The organism is Mycobacterium sp. IS-3022 (genome assembly GCF_001500065.1).
GTDB lineage: Bacteria > Actinomycetota > Actinomycetes > Mycobacteriales > Mycobacteriaceae > Mycobacterium.
In genome coordinates this window covers 104,002-122,916 of sequence record NZ_LQIN01000049.1, presented here as the reverse complement: position 1 = coordinate 122,916, position 18,915 = coordinate 104,002, and the positions used below count along the sequence as shown (strand labels likewise).

Sequence of the window (18,915 nt, the reverse complement as noted above, 5' to 3'; positions counted from 1 at the left end):
ATCTCCTTGTTTGACGTCTCTAGACCATCTCAGCAGGTACGACTTTCAACAGCAATGAGACGTCAGCGCTTCCCGCACGATCGGCGGCCCGTGAGCGTGCGGGAAACGCTGGAAAACGTCGGCGTGTCGGGTGCAAACCTGCACTTTCGCCCAACGAGGGGGTGACGCAGGTCTCGGTCAGGCGATCGGATATGGCCAGGGGTTGGGCTTGCAGGTGTGGTTGTCGGGCTGCACCGACTGCGGGTCGAAGCGCGCGGCGTCGTTGTTGTTGGTCGAGAACGTCTGCTGCATCATCACCGGCGCCAGTTGATCGTTGCCCCCGCACGGCTCGTGCCGCTGATAGCCGATCGCGTGGCCGACCTCGTGGTTGATCAGGTACTGCCGATACGAGCCGACATCGCCCTGGAACGGGACCGCCCCGCGCACCCAGCGCGCCTCGTTGATGAAGACGCGCGGCTGCCCGTCGGCGTAAGCCGGGTTGTAGCAGGACGCCTCCAGCTGGATGTCGTATCCGCAGCCCTCGCGCACGGTCATCGGCGTGCTCAGCGAGATCCGGAAGTCGGGCTCGATGTTCGACGCCGCGTCGAGGCGGACGAATGCGAACTGCGGGTTGTGCGTCCAACTCTTGGGGTTGGCCAGGGTCTCGCTGACCATGCGGGCGAACGCCTCGTCACCGCCGAACGTCGCGGTGTCGATGCCGTTCTCGACCTCGACGGTGTAGCTGAACACCTTCGCGGTGCCCTGCCCGACCTGCGCGGTGGTGCCCGGCACGATGTGCCACGTCTTGGCGCCGGCTTGGGTGAACGGCCCGCCCTGCGGCAGGATTCCGGTCGGCAGGTTCGCGTCGAACTGTGTCAAGCCTTTCGGCGGGGCGCCGATGATCGCCGTGCTGGCCACCCCGATGGTCGGCGGACCCTGCACCGGGCCCTCGGCCTGCATGGGTGCGGGCGCGCTGGTGCCGGTGATCGTCTGGTAGACGACAACCGCGGTCACCACGACCAGCACTGGAAGCGCGTACGCCCGCCAGCCGTAGGTGGAAAGGAAGCGGCCGAGCCACGTCTGCTTGCGAATTCCGCGGTGCTCGGCCCGATTGGACCTGACCCTTCCCGAGCTCTCGGCAAGCGGGTCGCGTTGGGCGCGCAACGGCTCGCGCCACTCGTCGCGCAGCACGGGCACGCGGCCGCTGCCGCGACGCTCTGGACCCAGTTGGCCTCCTCGCGTGCGGGAGTCGTAGGTCACCGAAACAGGATGACACAGGCCAGCGCCGTCGAACTCTCGGCGCGCCACCGACGGCTGGAGTCGCTGTGAGCCGTACCTCACGTGCGCGCATTGCCAACGGTAGTAGTGTCATTGCGAAAAACTGAGCCAGATAGAGCCAGACGACTTCAAATGAAGGAAGTGATGAGCGATCTCGCCAACACCGCCGCGAGGAGAGGCGCACAGCCGGGCAGCGGCGAAGTGTTGAACCGCCGGGGCAGCAGGCTGCCGCGCGATGAGCGCCGCGGTCAGCTACTGGCCGCTGCCAGCGAGGTTTTCGTCGATCGCGGCTACCACGCCGCAGGAATGGACGAGATCGCCGACCGGGCCGGCGTGAGCAAACCGGTTCTCTACCAACACTTCTCGTCGAAGTTGGAGTTGTATCTGGCGGTGCTGGCCAAGCACGTGGAAAACCTCGTGTCCGGGGTGCGCCAGGCGCTGCGCACCACCACCGACAACCGTCAGCGACTGCGCGCCGCGGTCCAGGCGTTCTTCGACTTCATAGAGCACGACGGCCAGGGCTACCGATTGATCTTCGAGAACGACTACGTCAACGAACCCCAGGTCGCCGCGCAGGTCAAGGTGGCGACCGAGGCGTGCACCGACGCGGTGTTCGACCTGATCAGCCGCGATTCCGGACTGGAGGCGCACCGCGCCAGGATGATCGCGGTCGGCCTGGTGGCGATCAGCGTGGACTCCGCGCGCTACTGGCTCAACAATGACCGGCCGATCTCGAAGGACGACGCGGTCGAGGGCACCGTGCAGTTCGCCTGGGGCGGCCTGTCACACGTGCCGCTCACCCGGTCTTAGCCCCGAGCCCGACCCCGAAGCCGACGCGCCGAACATCGGCGGCGCCGATCTCCACGTAGGCGATCTTGGATGTCTGCACGAGGAAACGCCGACCCTTCTCGTCGGTCAGCGCCAGCACGCCCGAGTCCTTGGCCAGCGCGTCGGTGAACAGTTTCTCCACCTCGCTTGGTGTCTGCGCGCTGTTGAAGCTCAGCTCGCGCGGGCTGTCCGTGACACCGATCTTGACCTCCACGCCGTGGTCCCTTTCCGTTGCACCGAAGAACTTGACGCAAGGCTAATGGACGGCGCGCCGCTCGCCGCGCGCCGGTGAGTTCGCGGTCAGCGAAGCTCCGAGACCAACGGCGACCGAACCGAGTCCGGACCGTAACCAACACACCAGCCGCTGAACCTCACCCGTCACTCCAGCATCGATAGCATCAGGCCCGGCAACAGTTTCCGTGCCCTACACGACCCGGGAAAACCCATATGAACAGGCCTTACACCGCGCATTCACCGTATTCGCTGACCCCGACCGAACGGATCCCCAGCTACGCCGGGTACGCCGAACCACCGGCCCCCGAGCTCGACTACGAATACGACGGGATGCCGGCCCCCGAGGACTACGACGACTACGACGACTACGAGCAGCAGTACGACGAGGAGCGCATCGATCGGCGCTGGATGTGGGTGGCCGGAATCGCCGGCGTGATCCTGTTCATCGCAATCGGAACCACCGGCATCATCCTCGGCGGCGGCGACAGCGGTTCGGTGTCGGCCACCGCGACCTCCGACGCCCCCACGCTGTCGAGCGCGCCGGCCACCACGACCGCCCCGCGCGCCGGCGCCACCCAGCCTGTCCCCTCGTCGCTGCCGCCGGAAACGGTCACGACCGTCAGCCCGACCGCCGAGACCCCGACCGCTCAGACGGCGCCACCCACCTCCACTCAGCCCGCGGCCGTCCCGCCGCCTGCACCGGTATCGCCGCGCACCATCACCTACCGGGTGACGGGCAACCGCCAGCTGATCGACCTCGTGACGGTGATCTACACCGATGGCCAGGGCGCCCTGAAGACCGAGGTCAACGTCGCGTTGCCGTGGGCCAAACAGGTGGTCCTCGAACCCGGTGTGGAGCTCAAGTCGGTCACCGCGACCAGCGTCGCCGGGCAGCTGAACTGCAGCATCACCGACGCCGCGGGCACGCTGATCACCGCGCAGAACAACAACTCGATGATCGCCAGCTGCACCCAGTAGCGCGCTCAGGCGGGCGGGTCAGGCCAGCCCCAACTCCTGCATGCGGGAGGTGTGTGTGCGCTGCAGTCGGTCGAAGAACTCGGTCAGCTGCGTCAGCCCTTCGCCGCTGGCCATCACCAGATCGACCAGCTCGTCGTGATCGGCCAACACGAATTGCGCCTGGGTGATCGCCTCACCGAGCAGTCGACGCGACCACAGCGCGAGCCGGTGCCGCTGCTTCTCGCTGGCCGTCACCGCCGCCCGCACCTCGGCGACGACGAACTGCGAGTGGCCGGTCTCCGACAGCACCGCGCGCACCACTTCGGCGACCTCGTCGGGCATGGAGTCGGCGATCTCGAGGTAGAAGTCCGCGGCGAGAGCATCGCCGACATAGGTCTTGACCAACGCCTCGAGCCAGGTGCTCGGAGTGGTCAGCCGGTGGTAATTCTCAAGTGCCGACGCATATTTCGTCATCGCCGGCACGACCTCCACCCCCCGGCGCTCGAGCGCGTCACGCAGCACCTCGTAATGGTTCATCTCGGCGGCCGCCATGCTGGCCATGTTGATGCGCCCGCGCAGGTTCGGCGCCATCCGCGCCTCGTCGGTGAGCCGGTAGAACGCCGCCACCTCGCCGTAGGCCAGCAGCGCGAAAAGTTCGTTGACGCCGGGATGTTCGGCCGACACACCTGACGTCGCCGAGTCGGTTTGCCCGGGTGCCGGTGGCGTCGAGTTCATGGGCCCAACTCTAAACGTCACCGCGCTTGGCCCGACGGGCGAACATCACCAGGTATGATGGTTTCGGGCAGCGGCACTGACGAAAGCTCGCCGCCACCCAGGAAATGTGCGTGCACGCAGTCGGCCCGCCTACCTCAGCGCAGGGCTCTGGTCTTCACCGGCCATAACTTTTGTCGAACTCGTGCGCGCGTGGAAGCCCATGAGGATGACAATCGAAAGGCCTCGTTTTCGCGTATGACGCATCTCAACCCCACATTTGCTGAACTCGGAGTCCGCGACGAAATCGTGCGCGCACTCGCCGAGGACGGCAAGCAACATCCATTTGCCATTCAAGAGCTGACCATGCCGATGGCGCTGGCCGGCGACGACCTGATCGGCCAGGCCCGCACCGGCATGGGCAAGACGCTGGCCTTCGGCGTGCCCCTGCTGCAGCGGATCACGACGGACGCCGACCGCCCGCTGACCGGCGTCCCGCGGGCGCTGGTGGTCGTGCCCACCCGCGAGTTGTGTCTGCAGGTGTACGGCGACCTCGCGGCCGCAGGCAAGTACCTCACGGTCGACGACCGCAAGCTGTCGGTCACCTCGATTTACGGTGGACGGCCCTACGAGGGACAGATCGAGGCGCTGCAAAAGGGAGTCGACGTCGTCGTCGGCACACCCGGGCGCCTGCTCGACCTGGCCCAGCAGGGGCACCTGAAATTGGGCGGACTGTCCATGCTGGTGCTCGACGAGGCCGACGAAATGCTCGACCTCGGCTTCCTGCCCGATATCGAGCGGATCCTGCGCCAGATTCCCGACAACAGGCAGTCGATGCTGTTCTCGGCGACCATGCCGGACCCGATCATCACGCTGGCCCGCACCTTCATGAACCAGCCGACGCACATCAGGGCCGAGGCCCCGCACTCGGCGGCCACCCACGACACCACCGAGCAGTTCGCCTACCGGGCGCACGCGCTGGACAAGGTGGAAATGGTCGCCCGCATCCTGCAGGCCGAGGGCCGCGGCGCCACGATGATCTTCACCCGCACCAAGCGCACCGCCCAGAAGGTGTCCGACGAACTCGCCGAGCGTGGGTTCAAGGTCGGTGCCGTGCACGGTGACCTCGGTCAGGGCGCGCGCGAGAAGGCGCTCAAGGCGTTCCGCACCGGCGAGATCGACGTGCTCGTCGCCACCGACGTCGCCGCGCGCGGCATCGACATCGACGACGTGACCCATGTGATCAACTACCAGATCCCCGAGGACGAGCAGGCTTACGTGCACCGCATCGGCCGCACCGGGCGGGCGGGTAAGACCGGCGTCGCCGTGACCCTGGTGGACTGGGACGAACTGGCCCGCTGGGCGATGATCGACAAGGCGCTGAACCTCAGCTGTCCCGATCCCGCCGAAACGTACTCCAGCTCGCCGCATCTCTACAGCGAGCTGGGCATCCCCGCCGATGCCACCGGCACCGTCGGCGAACCCGTCAAGGTGCAGAGCAAGCGCGCCCCGGCGGAGAAGTCGGCCGACCGGCCCGCGCGCACTCGCAACCGGACCCGCCGCCGCACGCGCGGAGGCAAGCCGGCCACCGGCCATCCCGAAGCGTCCACCTCGCCCGAGCAGGAGTCCAGCGACGCCGGTGACAGTTCCGGCGACGCCGGCCCGGCCAAGCGCAGGCGCCGTCGTCGGCCGCGCAAGGCCCCGGCCAGCGCCGGCTAGCGAGGCCCCGGCCGCGCGATGGTCAAACCCGAACGCCGCACCCGAACCGACTTGCTCGTGGCTCTGGCGATTGGCGTCGTGGTCGCGGTGACGGCCGGTTTGGTCTGGTGGACCAGCGACGCACGGGCAACGATCAGCAAGCCCGCCGCCGCCCCGGTTCCGCCGCTGACCCCCGCCAAGGCGGTTCCGCAGTCGGTGCGCCAGTTGTGGACCGCACCCAGCGGGCGCACGACGAGGCCGCTCGTCGTGGGCGGCGCCGTGGTGACCGGCGACGGCAGCACCGTCCAGGGCCGCGATCCCGCGACGGGCGACACGCTGTGGAGCTATTCGCGTGACCTCGAGCTGTGCGGGGTCAGCTACGTCTACCAGTACGCGGTGGCGGTATACCCGGACGTGCGAGGATGCGGCCAGGTCAGCACCATCGACGCCAAGACCGGACAGCGGGGGCCGGCGCGGACGTCGTATGCCGATGACGAGGTGACGCTGACTTCCGACGGCACCACCGTGCTGTCGGCGGGCGAGAACCGTCTCGAACTGTGGCGCTCCGACATGGTCCGGATGATCAGTTACGGCGCACTCGACGCCCGGATCAAACCGGACACCCCGACGTCGCCGCTGTGCCGGTTGATGTCGGCGCAGGCCAGTTCCAGCGCGGTGTCGGTGCTCGAGGCGTGCCCGCGGCAGCCGGATCTGCGCCTCACGCTGCTGCGGCCCTCCGACGAGGAGGACACGCCCGAGTTGAAGTACGTGCCGCAGCCGGGCGTGCGGAAGGACTCCGGCGCGCGGGTGGTGGCGGTCGCCGACACCACGACCGCCGTCTACGTACCCGCACCCAAACCCACCGTGAACATCGTCGACGAGACGGGCGCGACGATCGCCGGCACGGAGGTGACCCGTCCGCCGTCGCCGCAGGCCACGATGTCGCGTGCGGGCGACCTGATCACCTGGTGGACCGGTGACAGGGTAATGGTGTTCTCCGCCAACGGACTTCGCTACAAGTACACCGTCGCGCCGGTGGGCGGCAACGTGCCGGTGGGGCCGGCGACCATCATGGCGGGCCGGTTGCTGGTGCCTGTCACCGGCGGCTACGACGTATTCGATCCCGAGACCGGTCGCGGCGAACGCCATATTCCGGTGGCCCGGCCGCCGGGTTCGGCCCCGGTGGTGCCCGCGGTGGCGGGCTCGACGCTGCTCGAACAGCGCGGCGATCAGTTGGTGGCGCTCGGCTGAGGCGTGATTTGGGTGTAGTTGGTTGCGGTGAGCGCGACGAACTACACCGAAATCCCTAGATTTCGGGGGCGAACGTCGGCATCGGCTTGCCCTTGCGCCAATGCTTGAGCAGCGCCGCGGCCAATTCCCGATACGCGTGCGCGCCCTTGTTCTTGCGACTGGCCAGCACCGACGCGCCCGACGCGCTGGCCTCGGCGAACCGGACGGTGCGCGGTATCGGCGGCGCCAGCACCGGCAGGTCGTATCGGTCGGCGACGTCGAGCAGCACGTCGCGACTGTGCGTCGTGCGCGAGTCGTACAGCGTCGGCAGCGCCCCCAGCAGGTTCAGATCGGCGTTCGTGATCGCCTGGACATCGGCGATGGTGCGCAGGAACTGCCCGACGCCGCGGTGCGCCAGCGTCTCACACTGCAACGGCACGATCACGTCGTCGGCGGCGGTCAACCCATTGAGGGTGAGCACGCCCAGGGAGGGCGGGCAGTCGATGATCACCACGTCGTAGCCGGAGTCGGAGAGCTTGGCCAGCGCGCGCTTGAGCGCGTACTCGCGACCAGCACGCATCAGCAGCATCGCCTCGGCGCCCGCGAGGTCGATGTTGGCCGGCAGCAGCGTCATCCCCTCCGGGGTGTCGAGCAACGCCGCGTCGGGTTCGACCTCGCCGAGCAGCACCTCGTGGATCGACACCGGCAGCTTGTCGGGATCCTGCCCCAGCGAGAACGTCAAACAGCCTTGCGGGTCGAGGTCGACGATCAGCACCCGCAGACCCTTCTCCACCATCGCCGCACCCAACGACGCCACCGTCGTCGTCTTGGCTACCCCACCCTTTTGATTGGCGACCGCAAGTACTCGAGTCACGAGGTTCATCGTTGCACGGGCAGGCACGCCGCGACGGGCCGTGCGGCAGAATCAGTCAACGTGAGCCTCCTGCAGCACCGCCTGGTACTGCTTCGTCACGGCGAGACGGAGTGGTCGAAGAGCGGTCGGCACACCGGCCGCACGGATCTCGAGCTCACGGAAACGGGCCGGGCGCGAGCCAAACTCGCGGCCGAAGCGCTGGCCGAACTCGAACTCGACAACCCGCTGGTGCTCAGCAGCCCGATGCGGCGCGCCGCGGACACCGCCGAACTGGCCGGGCTGACCGTCGACGAGGTGTCCCCGCTCCTGCAGGAATGGGACTACGGCCGCTACGAGGGGCTGACGACGCCACAGATCCGTCAGACCGTCCCCGACTGGCTGATCTGGACGCACGGCGCCGACGGCGGCGAGAGCGTCGCTGAGGTCACCCAGCGCGCGGACCGCGCCGTCGAGTTGGCCCTCACGCACATGGAGTCGCGCGACGTGGTGTTCGTCGGGCATGCGCACTTTTCCCGCTCGGTGATCGCGCGGTGGGTTGAGATGCCGGTGGCCGACGGCATCCGGTTCGCGATGGCGCCGGCTTCCGTCGCGGTGCTCGGCTTCGAGCACGCGATCCGCCAGATCATTGCGCAGGGGCTGACCGGCCACCGGGATCCGTGTAAACCGCGGTGACTCGCGAGCCGTCCTTCGTCCTGGCCTCCCGTGGCGCCGTCGTCGCGGAGGGGGTGCACACCGCATTCCCGAAAGTCGCCGACGCGCGCGCCGCGCTCGCGTCGCACAGTGCTCCGATCATCGTGGGCGCGTTGCCTTTCGACATGACCAAACCGGCTGCCCTGATCCGGCCGCAGAGTGTTCAGTTCCTCGACGCGGTGCCGGAGTGGCCGCTTCGTCCGCTGCCCGACGTGCGCATCGCCGAGACGCTGCCTGACCCGGACGAACATCGCTCGCGGGTCGCCGAGGCGGTGGACCGGTTGAACAACCCGTCGAGCGGGCTGCACAAGGTCGTGCTGGCCCGTGCGCTGCGGTTGGCCGCCGGCGGCCCGCTGGATGCGCGCACCGTCCTGCACCGGCTCGTCGACGCGGACCCGGCCGCCAACGGCTACCTCGCCGATCTGACCGCCGCGGGCGGCGGTTACTCGGGGGCGGTGCTGGTTGGCCTGAGCCCGGAGCTGCTGGTGGCCCGCCGCGGCGATCATGTGGTCTGCGCGCCGTTCGCGGGATCGGCGCCCCGCTCCCCGGATCCGGACACCGATGAGGCGAACGGTGCCGCGCTGGCCGCGTCGGCGAAGAACCGCCACGAGCACCAGCTGGTGGTCGACACGATCCGCGACGTGCTTGAGCCGCTGTGCACGGATCTCGACGTCGCGGCCGAGCCGGCACTGCGCAAGACCGACGCGGTATGGCATCTGGCGACCCGTATCACCGGCAACCTCCGCGAAACGTCCACTACCGCATTGGATTTGGCTATCGCCCTGCACCCAACCCCCGCGGTCGGCGGTGTGCCCACGGCCGATGCGGCCGACTTGATCGGCGAACTGGAGGGCGACCGCGGCTTCTACGCCGGCGCCGTCGGCTGGTGCGATCAGCGCGGTGACGGCCGTTGGGTGGTGTCGATCCGCTGCGCGCAGCTGTCGGCGGATCGCCGCACAGCCGAAGCGTATTCCGGTGGCGGCATCGTCGCCGAGTCCGATCCAGACGACGAACTCGACGAAACCACGACGAAATTCCACACCATCCTCACCGCTCTGGGTGTCGAACCGTGACCGAGCTGATCCGGCGGGTGCGGCGGGGCGACGAGCCCGAGCTGACCGCGATGATCCACGAGCTCGCCGAGTTCGAACATGCGGCGCACGAATGCACCGTCACCGAAAACCAGTTGCGCCGAGCGCTTTTCACCGAGCCGGCGACCGTGCAGGGCCACATCGCCGAAATCGACGGGCAGGCCGCTGCGGGCGCGTTGTGGTTCCGCAGCTTCTCCACATGGGACGGTGTCGAGGGAATCTACCTCGAAGACCTGTATGTGCGGCCGCAGTTCCGACGGCGCGGGCTGGCCCGCAAGCTGCTGGCCACTCTGGCCCGCGAATGCGTCGAACATGGATACAGCCGGCTGTCGTGGGCGGTGCTCGACTGGAACGTCAACGCGATCGCGCTCTACGACACCGTCGGCGGCAAGCCGCAGACCGACTGGATCACCTACCGGGTCTCGGGGCCCGATCTGTCGGCGCTGGCCGCGGAATCGCCCTGAGCGCCCACCCACTGCAGCGCCGACGGGCTGAACAGCAGAACCAGCGTCACCACCGCCACCACGCCGAGGGCAACGGCGTAGATCCACTGATGCGAGCCCACGCCCATGTACCAAACCACGGGCAGCAGCAGCAGTTGCGCGAACACCGCGATGCCGCGGCCCCACCGCCTGCCGGTCCACAACGCCCAGGCCGCGGCCAGCACAGCCGAACCCATGATCGCGAACCACAGCGCGGTGCCGTACTTGTTCAGCCCCGATTCCTCGGCCCGGCCGAACCCGCTCACGACGTAGACCAAAGCTGCCGCCAGCGCGACGACACCCTCGGCGGCCACGAGAACAGCGGCCTGCCGCACGGACGTCGGTGAGGGAACGGTCACGTCCTCGAGCGTAGAGGGTGGGCCGGGGCCGTTCAGTAGGCTCGGACTCCGTGCGCGCCGTGCTGATCGTGAACCCGAACGCCACGTCGACGACTCCGGCCGGTCGCGACCTGCTGGCCCACGCGCTGGAGAGTCGGGTCAAGCTGACCGTCGCGCATACCGATCACCGCGGCCATGCCATCGAGATCGCCCGCGACTCGGCGCGCGCCGGTGTCGACGTGCTGATCGTGCATGGTGGCGACGGCACGGTGAACGAAGTGGTCAACGGCGTTCTCGAGATCGGCGGACCCGGCGCCGCCGCCCCCGCGGTCGGCGTGGTGCCCGGTGGCTCCGCCAACGTGTTCGCACGCGCGCTGGGAATCAGCCCCGACCCGATCGAGGCGACCAATCAACTGGTCGACCTGTTGTCGGGGTATCGGCACCGCAAGGTATGGCGGCGGATCGGGCTGATGGACTGCGGTGAACGCTGGGCGGTGTTCACCGCGGGCATGGGGGTCGACGGCGACGTGGTGGCCGCCGTCGAGGCCCAGCGCGCGAAGGGCCGCACGGTCACCGCCTCCCGCTACGTGCGCGTCGCCATCCGGGAGGTCCTGGCCAGCGCCCGTAAGGAACCGTCGCTGACGCTGCATCTCCCTGACCGCGAACCGGTCGGCGCCGTCCATTTCGCATTCGTGTCCAACGCCAGTCCATGGACCTACGCCAACGCCAGACCGGTGTGGACGAACCCGACCACGACGTTCGAGACCGGCCTGGGCGTGTTCGCCACGACCAGCATGAACGTGTGGGCGAACCTGAGGTTGGTGCGGCGGATGCTGGCGAAGAAGCCGCGTATCGAGGCCAAGCACCTGATCCGCGACGATGACCTGCCCTGGTTGCAGGTCACCAGCGAGACACCGGTGGCCTGCCAGATCGACGGTGATTATGTGGGCTTGCGGGACTCGATGAGGTTCACCGCGGTTCCCGACGCGCTCGGCGTGCTCGCGCCGGCCCTGGAGAACGCCTCTGACCTGCGGCGATAGGTTCGCGGCGTAAGATTCGGGGCGCAGTTGGATCGAGTCTAGTACAGGCGAGTGGGTGATATGCGAAGCCACCCCCGGTAGTGACATTGCGCACTTGTTAACTTACGAGTATTGACATCTGTCCAGCCTGTGAAAGCATCGAAGCAACGTTGCAGAAACATTCAATGTGCACGTGTTAAACAGCCGAAGAAAAAACCGTGCGCTGCGCTGCGCACAGTGGACATATCTTGACGAGGAGTTTGATCTTATGGATTGGCGCCACAAGGCGGTCTGTCGCGATGAAGATCCGGAGCTGTTCTTCCCCGTGGGAAACAGCGGCCCGGCGCTCGCTCAGATCGCTGACGCGAAGCTCGTCTGCAACCGCTGCCCGGTGACCACCGAGTGCCTCACCTGGGCATTGGAGTCCGGACAGGACGCCGGCGTGTGGGGCGGCATGAGCGAGGACGAGCGTCGCGCGCTGAAGCGGCGCAACGCTCGCACCAAGGCTCGCACCGGAGTCTGAGCTCGCGTCCAGCACCAACCTTTACGGCCCCGACATTTGTCGGGGCCGTATCTTTGTGCAAATTCAATTTGGCCAATTCGCGACATTAATGGCCAATTAGCGAATTGTTACTGGGCGGCGCGCCGCGGGCGACCCAGCGGCACACGCAGCACGACGTCGGTCCCGCCGCTGGGCACCTCGTGCATGTCCAGCGACCCGTCCAGTTCCGCCGACACCAACGTCCGCACGATCTGAAGACCGAGCCGGTCGGACTTTTCCAGGCTGAACCCCTCGGGCAGACCGCGCCCGTCGTCGTGGACCACCACGTCGAGCCACCTGGCCGACCGTTCGGCCCGGATCGTCACGCAGCCCTGCCGGGTCCCGGGCTCGAATGCGTGCTCGATAGCGTTCTGCACCAGCTCGGTGATGACCATGATGAGCGCGGTGGCCCGATCGGCATCGAGCACCCCGAGATCACCGAGCCGGTTGATGCGAATCGGACTGTCCACTGCCGCAACATCATTCATCATCGGCAGGATTCGGTCCACGACCTCGTCGAGGTTGACCTCCTCATCGACCGACATCGAGAGCGCGTCGTGCACCAGCGCGATCGACGACACCCGTCGCACCGATTCCATCAACGCCTCGCGGCCTTCGTCGTTGTTGGTGCGGCGGGCCTGCAGGCGCAGCAGTGCCGCGACGGTCTGCAGGTTGTTCTTCACGCGATGGTGGATCTCACGGATCGTGGCGTCCTTCGACAGCAGCGCACGGTCGCGACGCTTGACCTCGGTCACGTCACGGATCAACACCGCGGCGCCGACTGCCTTGCCGTGCACGACCAACGGCAGCGTGCGCATCAGCACGGCGGCACCACCCGCGTCGACCTCCATGCGCATGCTGGACCCGCCGGCCAGCGAATCGCGCACGTGGTTCGCCAGCTCCTGCGCCTCGAACGGGTCGCCGATCAACGGACGCGTGACCGTGACGAGGTTGTGGCCGCCGAGTTCGGCGGCCAACCCCATCCGGTGGTAGGCCGAGATCGCGTTCGGGCTGGCGAAGGTGACCACCCCCGTCTCGTCGAGCCGGATGAACCCGTCACCGACGCGTGGGCTCGACCGCGACATTGCAAGATCTCCGACGTTGGGGAAGGTGCCCTCGGCCAACATGTGCAGCAGATCGCGAGCACAGTCGAGATAGGCGACTTCGAGCGGACTGGCTTTACGGGAGGCCAGAGCGGTCTGATGGGTCAACACCGCGACGACCTCGTCCTTGTACCGCACAGGCACGGCCTCGACATTCAGACCGGGTGAAACCTGTTGTCCGGCACCGTCTCCCACGGCGATCTCACCGGACGTGAACGCCGCGGCCACGACGGGCAGCGTGTCGGCCTCGGCCAGCGTGCTGACCGCGTCGGCCAGCAGCACGGTCGGGGCGGTGTTCGGCCGCACCTGCGCCACGCAGACCAGGGAGCCGTCGTCGCGGCGCACCCACATCAGGTAGTCGGCGAAGGACAGGTCGGCGAGCAGCTGCCACTCGCCCACCACCGCATGCAGATGATCGACCGCATTGCCGGGCAGCATGGTGTGCTCGGCGAGCAGATCACCGAGGGTGGACATCGCGGATTACTTCCGGCGGCGGATCACACGGGCGCGGTGATCAGCTGATCACGGCGATGAGGTCACCGGCCTGGATGACGTCGCCGACGGACACGCTGACCTTGCTCACGGTGCCCGCCACCTCGGCCAGCACCGGAATCTCCATCTTCATCGACTCCAGCAGTACCAGGGTGTCGCCCTGACCGATCTGATCGCCCTCGCTCACCACGACCTCGAGCACACTGGCCACGATCTCAGCGCGAACGTCCTCGGCCATCCTCACCCCACTCCACTCCGCTGCTGTAAATGCCTATCGGCCTACATCGAACCACACGACCGGCCCGTCAGCGGCGTCGCAGGGCCATGAGAGAATGGTCGCGACGTGCCCGCGGGATGCGGGCCGAGAAATCCACCAGACAATTCGGAGGTAGACCATGGCCAAGCGTGGCCGTAAGAAGCGCGACCGCAAGCACACCAAGGCCAACCACGGTAAGCGGCCGAACGCCGGTTCGAAGTCGGTGCGCTGACCGCACCCGGTGTGGGCCTGCGCGCGCTAGCTGCGCCGAATGATCGTCGTGCGGCTGATCTCGATGCGCAGCCGCTCTCGCAGGCTCTCGGGCGCCTTGTCGCCGCCGCACTTCTTCGCGATCAGCTTCTTGACCCGTTCCTCAACGCCGTAGTGGCGTAGACATGCGGGACAGTCTTCGAGGTGCTGGCGCAGCTTGTCACGGGTCTCGGGCGTGCATTCCCCGTCGAGCAACGTCCATACCTCGGCGATGACCGCCGCGCATTCTGGGTGCTCGGGATCGACGGGGCCGACCGGGGGCCGCCAGCCCTCGTCGTCCGAGAACGAGCTCATGACGAGACCTCCTCGGGCGTGTCCATCTGCTGTCCCCGCATGAAACCGCGCTCCCTGGCCACGTTGGTCAGCAGTTCGCGCAGCTGGCGCCTGCCCCGGTGCAACCGGGACATCACCGTGCCTATCGGAGTGTCCATGATCTCGGCGATCTCCTTATAGGGGAAGCCCTCGACGTCGGCGTAGTAGACCGCCATCCGGAAATCCTCAGGTAGCGCCTGCAGCGCTTCCTTGATCTCGTTGTCCGGCAGCAACTCGAGCGCCTCGACCTCGGCCGAGCGCAGCCCGGTTGACGAGTGCTCGGCGTTGGCGGCGAGCTGCCAGTCGGTGATCTCCTCGGTCGGATACTCCGAGGGCTGGCGCTGCTTCTTGCGGTAGCTGTTGATGTAGGTGTTGGTCAGGATGCGGTACAGCCACGCCTTGAGGTTGGTGCCCTCGCGGAACGAACGGAAGCCGGCGTAGGCCTTCACCATGGTTTCCTGCAGCAGGTCCTCGGCGTCGGCGGGGTTGCGCGTCATGCGCAGCGCGCCGCCGTACAGCTGATCGAGCAGCGGAATCGCATCGCGTTCGAACCGCGCGGTCAGCTCGGCATCGGTCTCCTGCGGCGGCGAGGTTTCCGGCCCTGTCTCCGGCGCCGTATCGCGCGTCGACCCGTCGGAGTCGGTCATCGTGGGGAACACCGTCCCTTCTGTCGCGGTGCCACCGAACAAGCCCGGCACGTCCACCGGGCGCATCGGGAAGTCCATGGCCAGCGTTGGCACAACTGACTCCCTTCAGCCAATCCTAGAGGTTGAGACCGACATGTTTTCCGGCCGCCGCGTCCACGACGCCACAGTCGCCGTCAATAACAGCGGCCGGGGGCGTGGTTGTTCCCGGAATACCGGCGTCGGCGCGCGCACTAGTCTGGCGCGGTGGCACGCGCAGCTACTCCTGCCATCGCAGCCCTGATCGCCGCCGAGGTCCCACACGAGGTTCTGCAGTACCACCACGACCGCCGCACCGAGTCGTTCGGCGACGAGGCCGTGGACGCGCTGGCGGGGGCACAGGGTATCGAGGCCGCTCAGGTCTTCAAGACGCTGGTGCTGGCGCTGCCCGAAGGTCTCGGCGTCGCGGTGCTGCCGGTACCGGCCAAGCTTTCGTTGAAGGCGGCGGCCGCTGCGTTCGGCGTGTCCAAGGTCACCATGGCCGAGCGGGCGGCGGCCGAACGGTCGACCGGCTATGTGGTCGGCGGAATCTCGCCGTTGGGTCAGCGCAAGCCGCTACCGACCGTCGTCGACGCGTCCGCTCTGGGTTGGGACCGGGTGTTGTGCAGCGCGGGCAAGCGCGGCTGGGACGTCGCCGTGCCCCCGCAGGATCTGATCCGGCTGACCGACGCGGTCACCGCCGATATCCAGGCCTGACCCTTTCTCCGGGCCGAACGTGGGTGACCGACACGTGTCGCGCGCTGAACGCGTGGCAAAAGGTCTCACTCGGCGACGTCGGATGGGACCGGCGACGGTTAGTGTGAGCCCATGTCGCTTTCCGGAAAGACCATGTTCATCTCCGGCGCGAGTCGCGGGATCGGCCTGGCGATCGCCAAGCGGGCGGCCGCCGACGGTGCCAACATCGCATTGATCGCCAAGACCGCCGAACCGCATCCAAAGCTGCCCGGCACCGTTTACACCGCGGCAAAGGAACTCGAGGACGCCGGCGGGCAGGCGCTGCCCATCGTCGGCGACATCCGCGACGGCGACTCGGTGGCCGCGGCGGTGACTCAGACCGTCGAGCAGTTCGGCGGCATCGACATCTGTGTCAACAACGCCTCGGCGATCAACCTGGGCTCGATCACCGACGTGCCGCTGAAGCGGTTCGACCTGATGAACGGCATCCAGGTGCGGGGCACGTATGCCGTTTCGCAGGCGTGCATTCCCCACATGGTGGGCCGGGAGAACCCGCACATCCTGACGCTGTCCCCGCCGGTACGCCTCGAGCCGGAGTGGCTCAAACCAACCGCCTACATGATGGCCAAGTACGGGATGTCGTTGTGCGCATTGGCGATCGCCGAGGAGCTACGCGACGAGGGCATCGCCTCCAACACCCTGTGGCCACGGACACTGGTGGCCACGGCCGCAGTGCAGAACCTGCTCGGCGGCGATGAGGCGATGGGGCGCGCGCGCAAGCCCGACGTCTACGCCGACGCCGCATACGTGATCCTCAACAAGCCCGCCCGCGACTACACCGGGAACTCGGCGCTGTGTGAGGACGTGCTCCTCGAGTCGGGCGTGACCGACCTGTCGGTGTACAACTGCGTGCCCGGCGCCGAACTCGGCGTCGACCTCTGGGTCGACACGCCCAACCCACCGGGGTACACGGGTCCGTAACGCCGGTCAGGCGACAACGCAGGGGCGCCCGAACCGCGCGCGCACGCCGTTCGTGAACAGCGCCCGCAGTCTCGGGCCCGCGGGTATGACACCGGCGGCGGCGACGAGATCGTCGTGCAAGCTGTCGATCTCGGCCGCGCACAGGGGCCACGGGTCGTGTTCGTTGGGCACCCACCAGGTCCTGCCGGCCTTGCGGGTGTGCGCACCCCAACGCGCAGTCAGCCAGACCTCCAGCGGCGTCGGCGTCACCTCGTCGCCGATCCGCACGGCGAGCGTGCTGCGCAGTCCGCGACGCGGCCATCGGCGCACGCTGCGATAGCGCACTCGCTCCCCTGACCGCTCGACGCGCATCCTGGCCCAGGTATACGGAATTCCAAGCGAGATACGAAGGGCCGCAACCACGGCCAGGCGTTCGGCTTCCAGTGACATGAACACGACGCCGTGACGACCGGCGTCGTCGACGGAATACAACCGGACGTTGGTCTCGGCGAATGTACCGAAGTACGGGATGCGCAGCGCAGAGCCGAGCGTGGTGGTGCGCATCGTGAAGGGCACCAGCCCGACGTAGCTGAGCCCGTCGGCGAAGACGTCCGGGCAGGTACCCGGTGGAAGAAGATGCGCGACGCTCTCCGGCCGCACCGGCCAGTGCACGAATGTCAGGTCACACCAGAGCTGCTCGGACACGACGGGGCGACGCACCGGTGCGGCCACGACGGGAAAGCCGGCCATCGCCGCCGACTCGAAACCGCCGGAGGGCCCCGTCATCACCTCATCGTGGCACCGCTGCCAACCTCACGCCATGCAGAGTTCGACGCCGAGCAGGTTGGCCGGCCAGAACGCCGCGGTGAGCACGAACGCTGCGATGTCCGAGCCCGCCGGTATCCGGGTGCGCAGCGCGGTGTCGATCAGCTGCACCTGTTCGGCGTCGAAGAACGCCCACGCCAAACCGATCAGCAGGTAGGGAATCGCCAGCCACATCGCGATCTCGATCATCGCCTCGACGCTGACCCGACGGCTCAGCAGCCGACGCAGCGTCGTCATACCAGCGCCCGGTGGGTGCGGACCCGGCGGCGCACATCGGCGAGCAGCACGTAGCTGCCGCCTTGCCGGACGAACACCGGCAGGAACCTGTTGGCCAAAGCCACTGTCAGAAAGAGCATTTCGAAGAGGAACTGTCGGAAGCCGCTCCACCGCAACCCCATCTGTTCCCGGAACACCGGCGCGAGGAAGCCGGTGGTGAGGAACTTCAGCAGCGGCCGGAACGGCAGCGCCAGCAGCGGGTTGATCATGCGCAGGTTCACCATGTCGAGCAGGTAATTTCGCACCCGATCGTCGATCGAAACCCGCTGACATGCGCGGCGCCAATAGTCGTCGAATTCGGCGCGGGTCGGCGGCCACTGTTCCTCGGTCACCTGCAAGGTGGTGCCCAACGGCCAGGCTGAGCGGTAGAACTGATCGGCCTGCTCCGGCGTCAACTCGCCGCGCAGCAGCTGGTAGGTGTCCTCCAGACCGACGAAAAGGCAAGCAGCGACCCACATCTGCAGATCGCGGTCGAACGCGTTGTACCGGACCGGGCTTTCGGCGGTCGACTTGACGTGCCGGTGTGAGGAGTTGACCGCCTCCCGGAACGCGGCGCGGTCGTCGGGTGTGCCGAGCACCGCCACGGCGAGGTACTGGAACGTCGTCCGCGCCCGCTTCCACGGGTGCTTGAGCAGGTTTCCGGAATCGACCTTGCTCTCGGCGACGCCGTAGCCCACCTCCGGCCAGGACAGCTGCATGACGACGTTGGCCGCGCCCGCGGCGAAGGCCCAGAAGTCCATTGCCTCCGCGGCGGTGACCGGCTCGGTGTCCCATCGCGCGGTGCGACGGCGCACGGTGATGCGATAGGCGTCGGTCATGCGACGCACACCGCCGAGAAGACCATTGCCGGCCAGAACGCAATCGCCGCGGTGAGCTGTCCGAGCCACGTAAGGCCCGTGCCGTCCAGCTGGTCCAGGTTCAGCGCCGTCCAGCCCACGCCGATGACGACGTAGGGTGCGGCGAGCATGAGCGCGGTGCCGATCCACTCGGCGATGGTCATCTCAAAGGTCAGGACCTTCCTCACTGCGCTGAGCACGCCTACTCCCTCCACTTTCCCGATGCGGTCACTATGTTAATGGCCATTCAGGCGTGAGCAGGTCGATTCGCCGATGT

Annotated in this window: 25 protein-coding genes; 12 read left to right on the top strand and 13 right to left on the bottom strand. The window is 67.6% G+C overall.

Annotated elements, in window-relative coordinates; genetic code table 11:
- Positions 1-177: 177 nt before the first annotated feature.
- A complete protein-coding gene (locus AU188_RS22175; RefSeq protein ID WP_082686746.1) occupies positions 178-1,239 on the bottom strand; it encodes a DUF3152 domain-containing protein in 1,062 nt (353 codons plus the stop codon).
- A gap of 162 nt (positions 1,240-1,401) precedes the next feature.
- Here AU188_RS22175 and fasR point away from each other — a divergent pair, with 162 nt between their 5' ends.
- The gene (gene fasR / locus AU188_RS22170; protein ID WP_059165728.1) at positions 1,402-2,067 is read left to right on the top strand and encodes an HTH-type transcriptional activator FasR; all 666 of its coding nucleotides are present in this window, start codon (positions 1,402-1,404) and stop codon (positions 2,065-2,067) included.
- Here the strand turns inward: fasR and AU188_RS22165 are convergent.
- Entirely contained in the window at positions 2,054-2,299 is a 246-nt protein-coding gene (locus AU188_RS22165) for a DUF3107 domain-containing protein (RefSeq protein WP_059098976.1), read from the bottom strand. The genes fasR and AU188_RS22165 overlap by 14 nt on opposite strands.
- 233 nt (positions 2,300-2,532) lie before the next feature.
- On the opposite strand from AU188_RS22165, the gene AU188_RS22160 reads away from it, so the two are divergent.
- On the top strand, positions 2,533-3,297 hold the full coding sequence (locus AU188_RS22160) for a hypothetical protein (RefSeq protein WP_059165623.1): 765 nt from the start codon (positions 2,533-2,535) through the stop codon (positions 3,295-3,297).
- Positions 3,298-3,315: 18 nt separating this feature from the next.
- On the opposite strand, the gene AU188_RS22155 is transcribed toward AU188_RS22160, so the two are convergent.
- A complete protein-coding gene (locus AU188_RS22155) occupies positions 3,316-4,011 on the bottom strand; it encodes a ferritin-like fold-containing protein (protein ID WP_059165622.1) in 696 nt (231 codons plus the stop codon).
- A gap of 234 nt (positions 4,012-4,245) precedes the next feature.
- Between AU188_RS22155 and AU188_RS22150 the strand changes: the two genes are divergently transcribed.
- On the top strand, positions 4,246-5,706 hold the full coding sequence (locus tag AU188_RS22150) for a DEAD/DEAH box helicase (protein WP_059165621.1): 1,461 nt from the start codon (positions 4,246-4,248) through the stop codon (positions 5,704-5,706).
- Positions 5,707-5,724: 18 nt separating this feature from the next.
- Positions 5,725-6,936, top strand: coding sequence for an Rv3212 family protein (locus AU188_RS22145; protein WP_059165620.1), 1,212 nt, complete (start codon positions 5,725-5,727; stop codon positions 6,934-6,936).
- A gap of 55 nt (positions 6,937-6,991) precedes the next feature.
- Here the strand turns inward: AU188_RS22145 and AU188_RS22140 are convergent, their stop codons facing one another.
- Entirely contained in the window at positions 6,992-7,798 is an 807-nt protein-coding gene (locus AU188_RS22140; RefSeq protein WP_082686745.1) for a ParA family protein, read from the bottom strand.
- A 51-nt stretch (positions 7,799-7,849) separates the two neighbouring features.
- Here AU188_RS22140 and AU188_RS22135 point away from each other — a divergent pair, with 51 nt between their 5' ends.
- The 3 genes from AU188_RS22135 to AU188_RS22125 are packed head-to-tail and all read left to right on the top strand — an operon-like array spanning position 7,850 to position 10,034.
- Positions 7,850-8,461, top strand: coding sequence for an acid phosphatase (locus tag AU188_RS22135; protein WP_059165618.1), 612 nt, complete (start codon positions 7,850-7,852; stop codon positions 8,459-8,461).
- On the top strand, positions 8,458-9,552 hold the full coding sequence (locus AU188_RS22130) for an isochorismate synthase (protein WP_059165617.1): 1,095 nt from the start codon (positions 8,458-8,460) through the stop codon (positions 9,550-9,552). The genes AU188_RS22135 and AU188_RS22130 overlap by 4 nt, the downstream gene beginning before the upstream one ends.
- On the top strand, positions 9,549-10,034 hold the full coding sequence (locus AU188_RS22125; protein ID WP_059165616.1) for a GNAT family N-acetyltransferase: 486 nt from the start codon (positions 9,549-9,551) through the stop codon (positions 10,032-10,034). The genes AU188_RS22130 and AU188_RS22125 overlap by 4 nt, the downstream gene beginning before the upstream one ends.
- On the opposite strand, the gene AU188_RS22120 is transcribed toward AU188_RS22125, so the two are convergent.
- Positions 9,983-10,411 (bottom strand): hypothetical protein, encoded by a 429-nt coding sequence (locus AU188_RS22120; RefSeq protein WP_059165615.1) that lies wholly within the window; start codon positions 10,409-10,411, stop codon positions 9,983-9,985. The two genes, AU188_RS22125 and AU188_RS22120, sit on opposite strands and share 52 nt — an antisense overlap.
- A 50-nt stretch (positions 10,412-10,461) precedes the next feature.
- Between AU188_RS22120 and AU188_RS22115 the strand changes: the two genes are divergently transcribed.
- Both AU188_RS22115 and whiB1 read left to right on the top strand, forming a co-directional pair.
- Positions 10,462-11,430, top strand: coding sequence for a diacylglycerol/lipid kinase family protein (locus AU188_RS22115; protein ID WP_059165614.1), 969 nt, complete (start codon positions 10,462-10,464; stop codon positions 11,428-11,430).
- Positions 11,431-11,677: 247 nt separating this feature from the next.
- A complete protein-coding gene (gene whiB1 / locus AU188_RS22110) occupies positions 11,678-11,932 on the top strand; it encodes a transcriptional regulator WhiB1 (RefSeq protein ID WP_059165613.1) in 255 nt (84 codons plus the stop codon).
- A gap of 107 nt (positions 11,933-12,039) precedes the next feature.
- Here the strand turns inward: whiB1 and AU188_RS22105 are convergent, their stop codons facing one another.
- Both AU188_RS22105 and AU188_RS22100 read right to left on the bottom strand, forming a co-directional pair.
- Positions 12,040-13,527 carry a sensor histidine kinase gene (locus AU188_RS22105; protein WP_059165612.1) on the bottom strand — a complete coding sequence of 496 codons (1,488 nt, stop codon included), beginning with the start codon at positions 13,525-13,527 and terminating at the stop codon, positions 12,040-12,042.
- Positions 13,528-13,567: 40 nt separating this feature from the next.
- Entirely contained in the window at positions 13,568-13,783 is a 216-nt protein-coding gene (locus tag AU188_RS22100) for a biotin/lipoyl-binding carrier protein (protein ID WP_059098987.1), read from the bottom strand.
- A gap of 157 nt (positions 13,784-13,940) precedes the next feature.
- Between AU188_RS22100 and AU188_RS26090 the strand changes: the two genes are divergently transcribed.
- Entirely contained in the window at positions 13,941-14,033 is a 93-nt protein-coding gene (locus tag AU188_RS26090) for a 50S ribosomal protein bL37 (protein ID WP_090355725.1), read from the top strand.
- Between the two features lie 26 nt (positions 14,034-14,059).
- On the opposite strand, the gene rsrA is transcribed toward AU188_RS26090, so the two are convergent.
- A complete protein-coding gene (gene rsrA, locus AU188_RS22095; RefSeq protein WP_059165611.1) occupies positions 14,060-14,365 on the bottom strand; it encodes a mycothiol system anti-sigma-R factor in 306 nt (101 codons plus the stop codon).
- Positions 14,362-15,030: a sigma-70 family RNA polymerase sigma factor gene (locus AU188_RS22090; protein WP_216636200.1), complete on the bottom strand. Its 669-nt coding sequence runs from the start codon at positions 15,028-15,030 to the stop codon at positions 14,362-14,364. Before AU188_RS22090 ends, rsrA begins: the two co-directional genes overlap by 4 nt.
- Positions 15,031-15,273: 243 nt before the next feature.
- On the opposite strand from AU188_RS22090, the gene AU188_RS22085 reads away from it, so the two are divergent.
- Positions 15,274-15,762 carry an aminoacyl-tRNA deacylase gene (locus AU188_RS22085; protein ID WP_059165609.1) on the top strand — a complete coding sequence of 163 codons (489 nt, stop codon included), beginning with the start codon at positions 15,274-15,276 and terminating at the stop codon, positions 15,760-15,762.
- A 111-nt stretch (positions 15,763-15,873) separates the two neighbouring features.
- The gene (locus tag AU188_RS22080) at positions 15,874-16,722 is read left to right on the top strand and encodes an SDR family oxidoreductase (protein ID WP_059165608.1); all 849 of its coding nucleotides are present in this window, start codon (positions 15,874-15,876) and stop codon (positions 16,720-16,722) included.
- Between the two features lie 6 nt (positions 16,723-16,728).
- On the opposite strand, the gene AU188_RS22075 is transcribed toward AU188_RS22080, so the two are convergent.
- From AU188_RS22075 to AU188_RS22060, 4 genes are read right to left on the bottom strand one after another with little or no spacing between them, the layout of a single operon-like run.
- Entirely contained in the window at positions 16,729-17,487 is a 759-nt protein-coding gene (locus AU188_RS22075) for a YqjF family protein (protein WP_082686744.1), read from the bottom strand.
- A 27-nt stretch (positions 17,488-17,514) separates the two neighbouring features.
- Positions 17,515-17,763, bottom strand: a complete 249-nt coding sequence (locus AU188_RS22070) for a hypothetical protein (protein WP_059165607.1) — start codon at positions 17,761-17,763, stop codon at positions 17,515-17,517.
- Complete coding sequence (locus tag AU188_RS22065) at positions 17,760-18,620, bottom strand: oxygenase MpaB family protein (protein ID WP_059165606.1); 861 nt, start codon at positions 18,618-18,620, stop codon at positions 17,760-17,762. The genes AU188_RS22070 and AU188_RS22065 overlap by 4 nt, the downstream gene beginning before the upstream one ends.
- Positions 18,617-18,838, bottom strand: coding sequence for a hypothetical protein (locus tag AU188_RS22060; protein ID WP_286137623.1), 222 nt, complete (start codon positions 18,836-18,838; stop codon positions 18,617-18,619). Before AU188_RS22060 ends, AU188_RS22065 begins: the two co-directional genes overlap by 4 nt.
- Between the last annotated feature and the right edge of the window lie 77 nt (positions 18,839-18,915).

Bases quoted from the DNA above. Each gene is read 5' to 3' on its own strand.
- fasR (WP_059165728.1), top strand. From the start codon at position 1,402: ATGAGCGATCTCGCCAACACCGCCGCGAGGAGAGGCGCACAGCCGGGC.
- AU188_RS22160 (WP_059165623.1), top strand. From the start codon at position 2,533: ATGAACAGGCCTTACACCGCGCATTCACCGTATTCGCTGACCCCGACC.
- AU188_RS22155 (WP_059165622.1), bottom strand. From the start codon at position 4,011: ATGAACTCGACGCCACCGGCACCCGGGCAAACCGACTCGGCGACGTCA.
- AU188_RS22150 (WP_059165621.1), top strand. From the start codon at position 4,246: ATGACGCATCTCAACCCCACATTTGCTGAACTCGGAGTCCGCGACGAA.
- AU188_RS22145 (WP_059165620.1), top strand. From the start codon at position 5,725: ATGGTCAAACCCGAACGCCGCACCCGAACCGACTTGCTCGTGGCTCTG.
- AU188_RS22140 (WP_082686745.1), bottom strand. From the start codon at position 7,798: ATGAACCTCGTGACTCGAGTACTTGCGGTCGCCAATCAAAAGGGTGGG.
- whiB1 (WP_059165613.1), top strand. From the start codon at position 11,678: ATGGATTGGCGCCACAAGGCGGTCTGTCGCGATGAAGATCCGGAGCTG.
- AU188_RS22105 (WP_059165612.1), bottom strand. From the start codon at position 13,527: ATGTCCACCCTCGGTGATCTGCTCGCCGAGCACACCATGCTGCCCGGC.
- AU188_RS22100 (WP_059098987.1), bottom strand. From the start codon at position 13,783: ATGGCCGAGGACGTTCGCGCTGAGATCGTGGCCAGTGTGCTCGAGGTC.
- AU188_RS26090 (WP_090355725.1), top strand. From the start codon at position 13,941: ATGGCCAAGCGTGGCCGTAAGAAGCGCGACCGCAAGCACACCAAGGCC.
- rsrA (WP_059165611.1), bottom strand. From the start codon at position 14,365: ATGAGCTCGTTCTCGGACGACGAGGGCTGGCGGCCCCCGGTCGGCCCC.
- AU188_RS22090 (WP_216636200.1), bottom strand. From the start codon at position 15,030: ATGACCGACTCCGACGGGTCGACGCGCGATACGGCGCCGGAGACAGGG.
- AU188_RS22080 (WP_059165608.1), top strand. From the start codon at position 15,874: ATGTCGCTTTCCGGAAAGACCATGTTCATCTCCGGCGCGAGTCGCGGG.
- AU188_RS22075 (WP_082686744.1), bottom strand. From the start codon at position 17,487: ATGACGGGGCCCTCCGGCGGTTTCGAGTCGGCGGCGATGGCCGGCTTT.
- AU188_RS22070 (WP_059165607.1), bottom strand. From the start codon at position 17,763: ATGACGACGCTGCGTCGGCTGCTGAGCCGTCGGGTCAGCGTCGAGGCG.
- AU188_RS22065 (WP_059165606.1), bottom strand. From the start codon at position 18,620: ATGACCGACGCCTATCGCATCACCGTGCGCCGTCGCACCGCGCGATGG.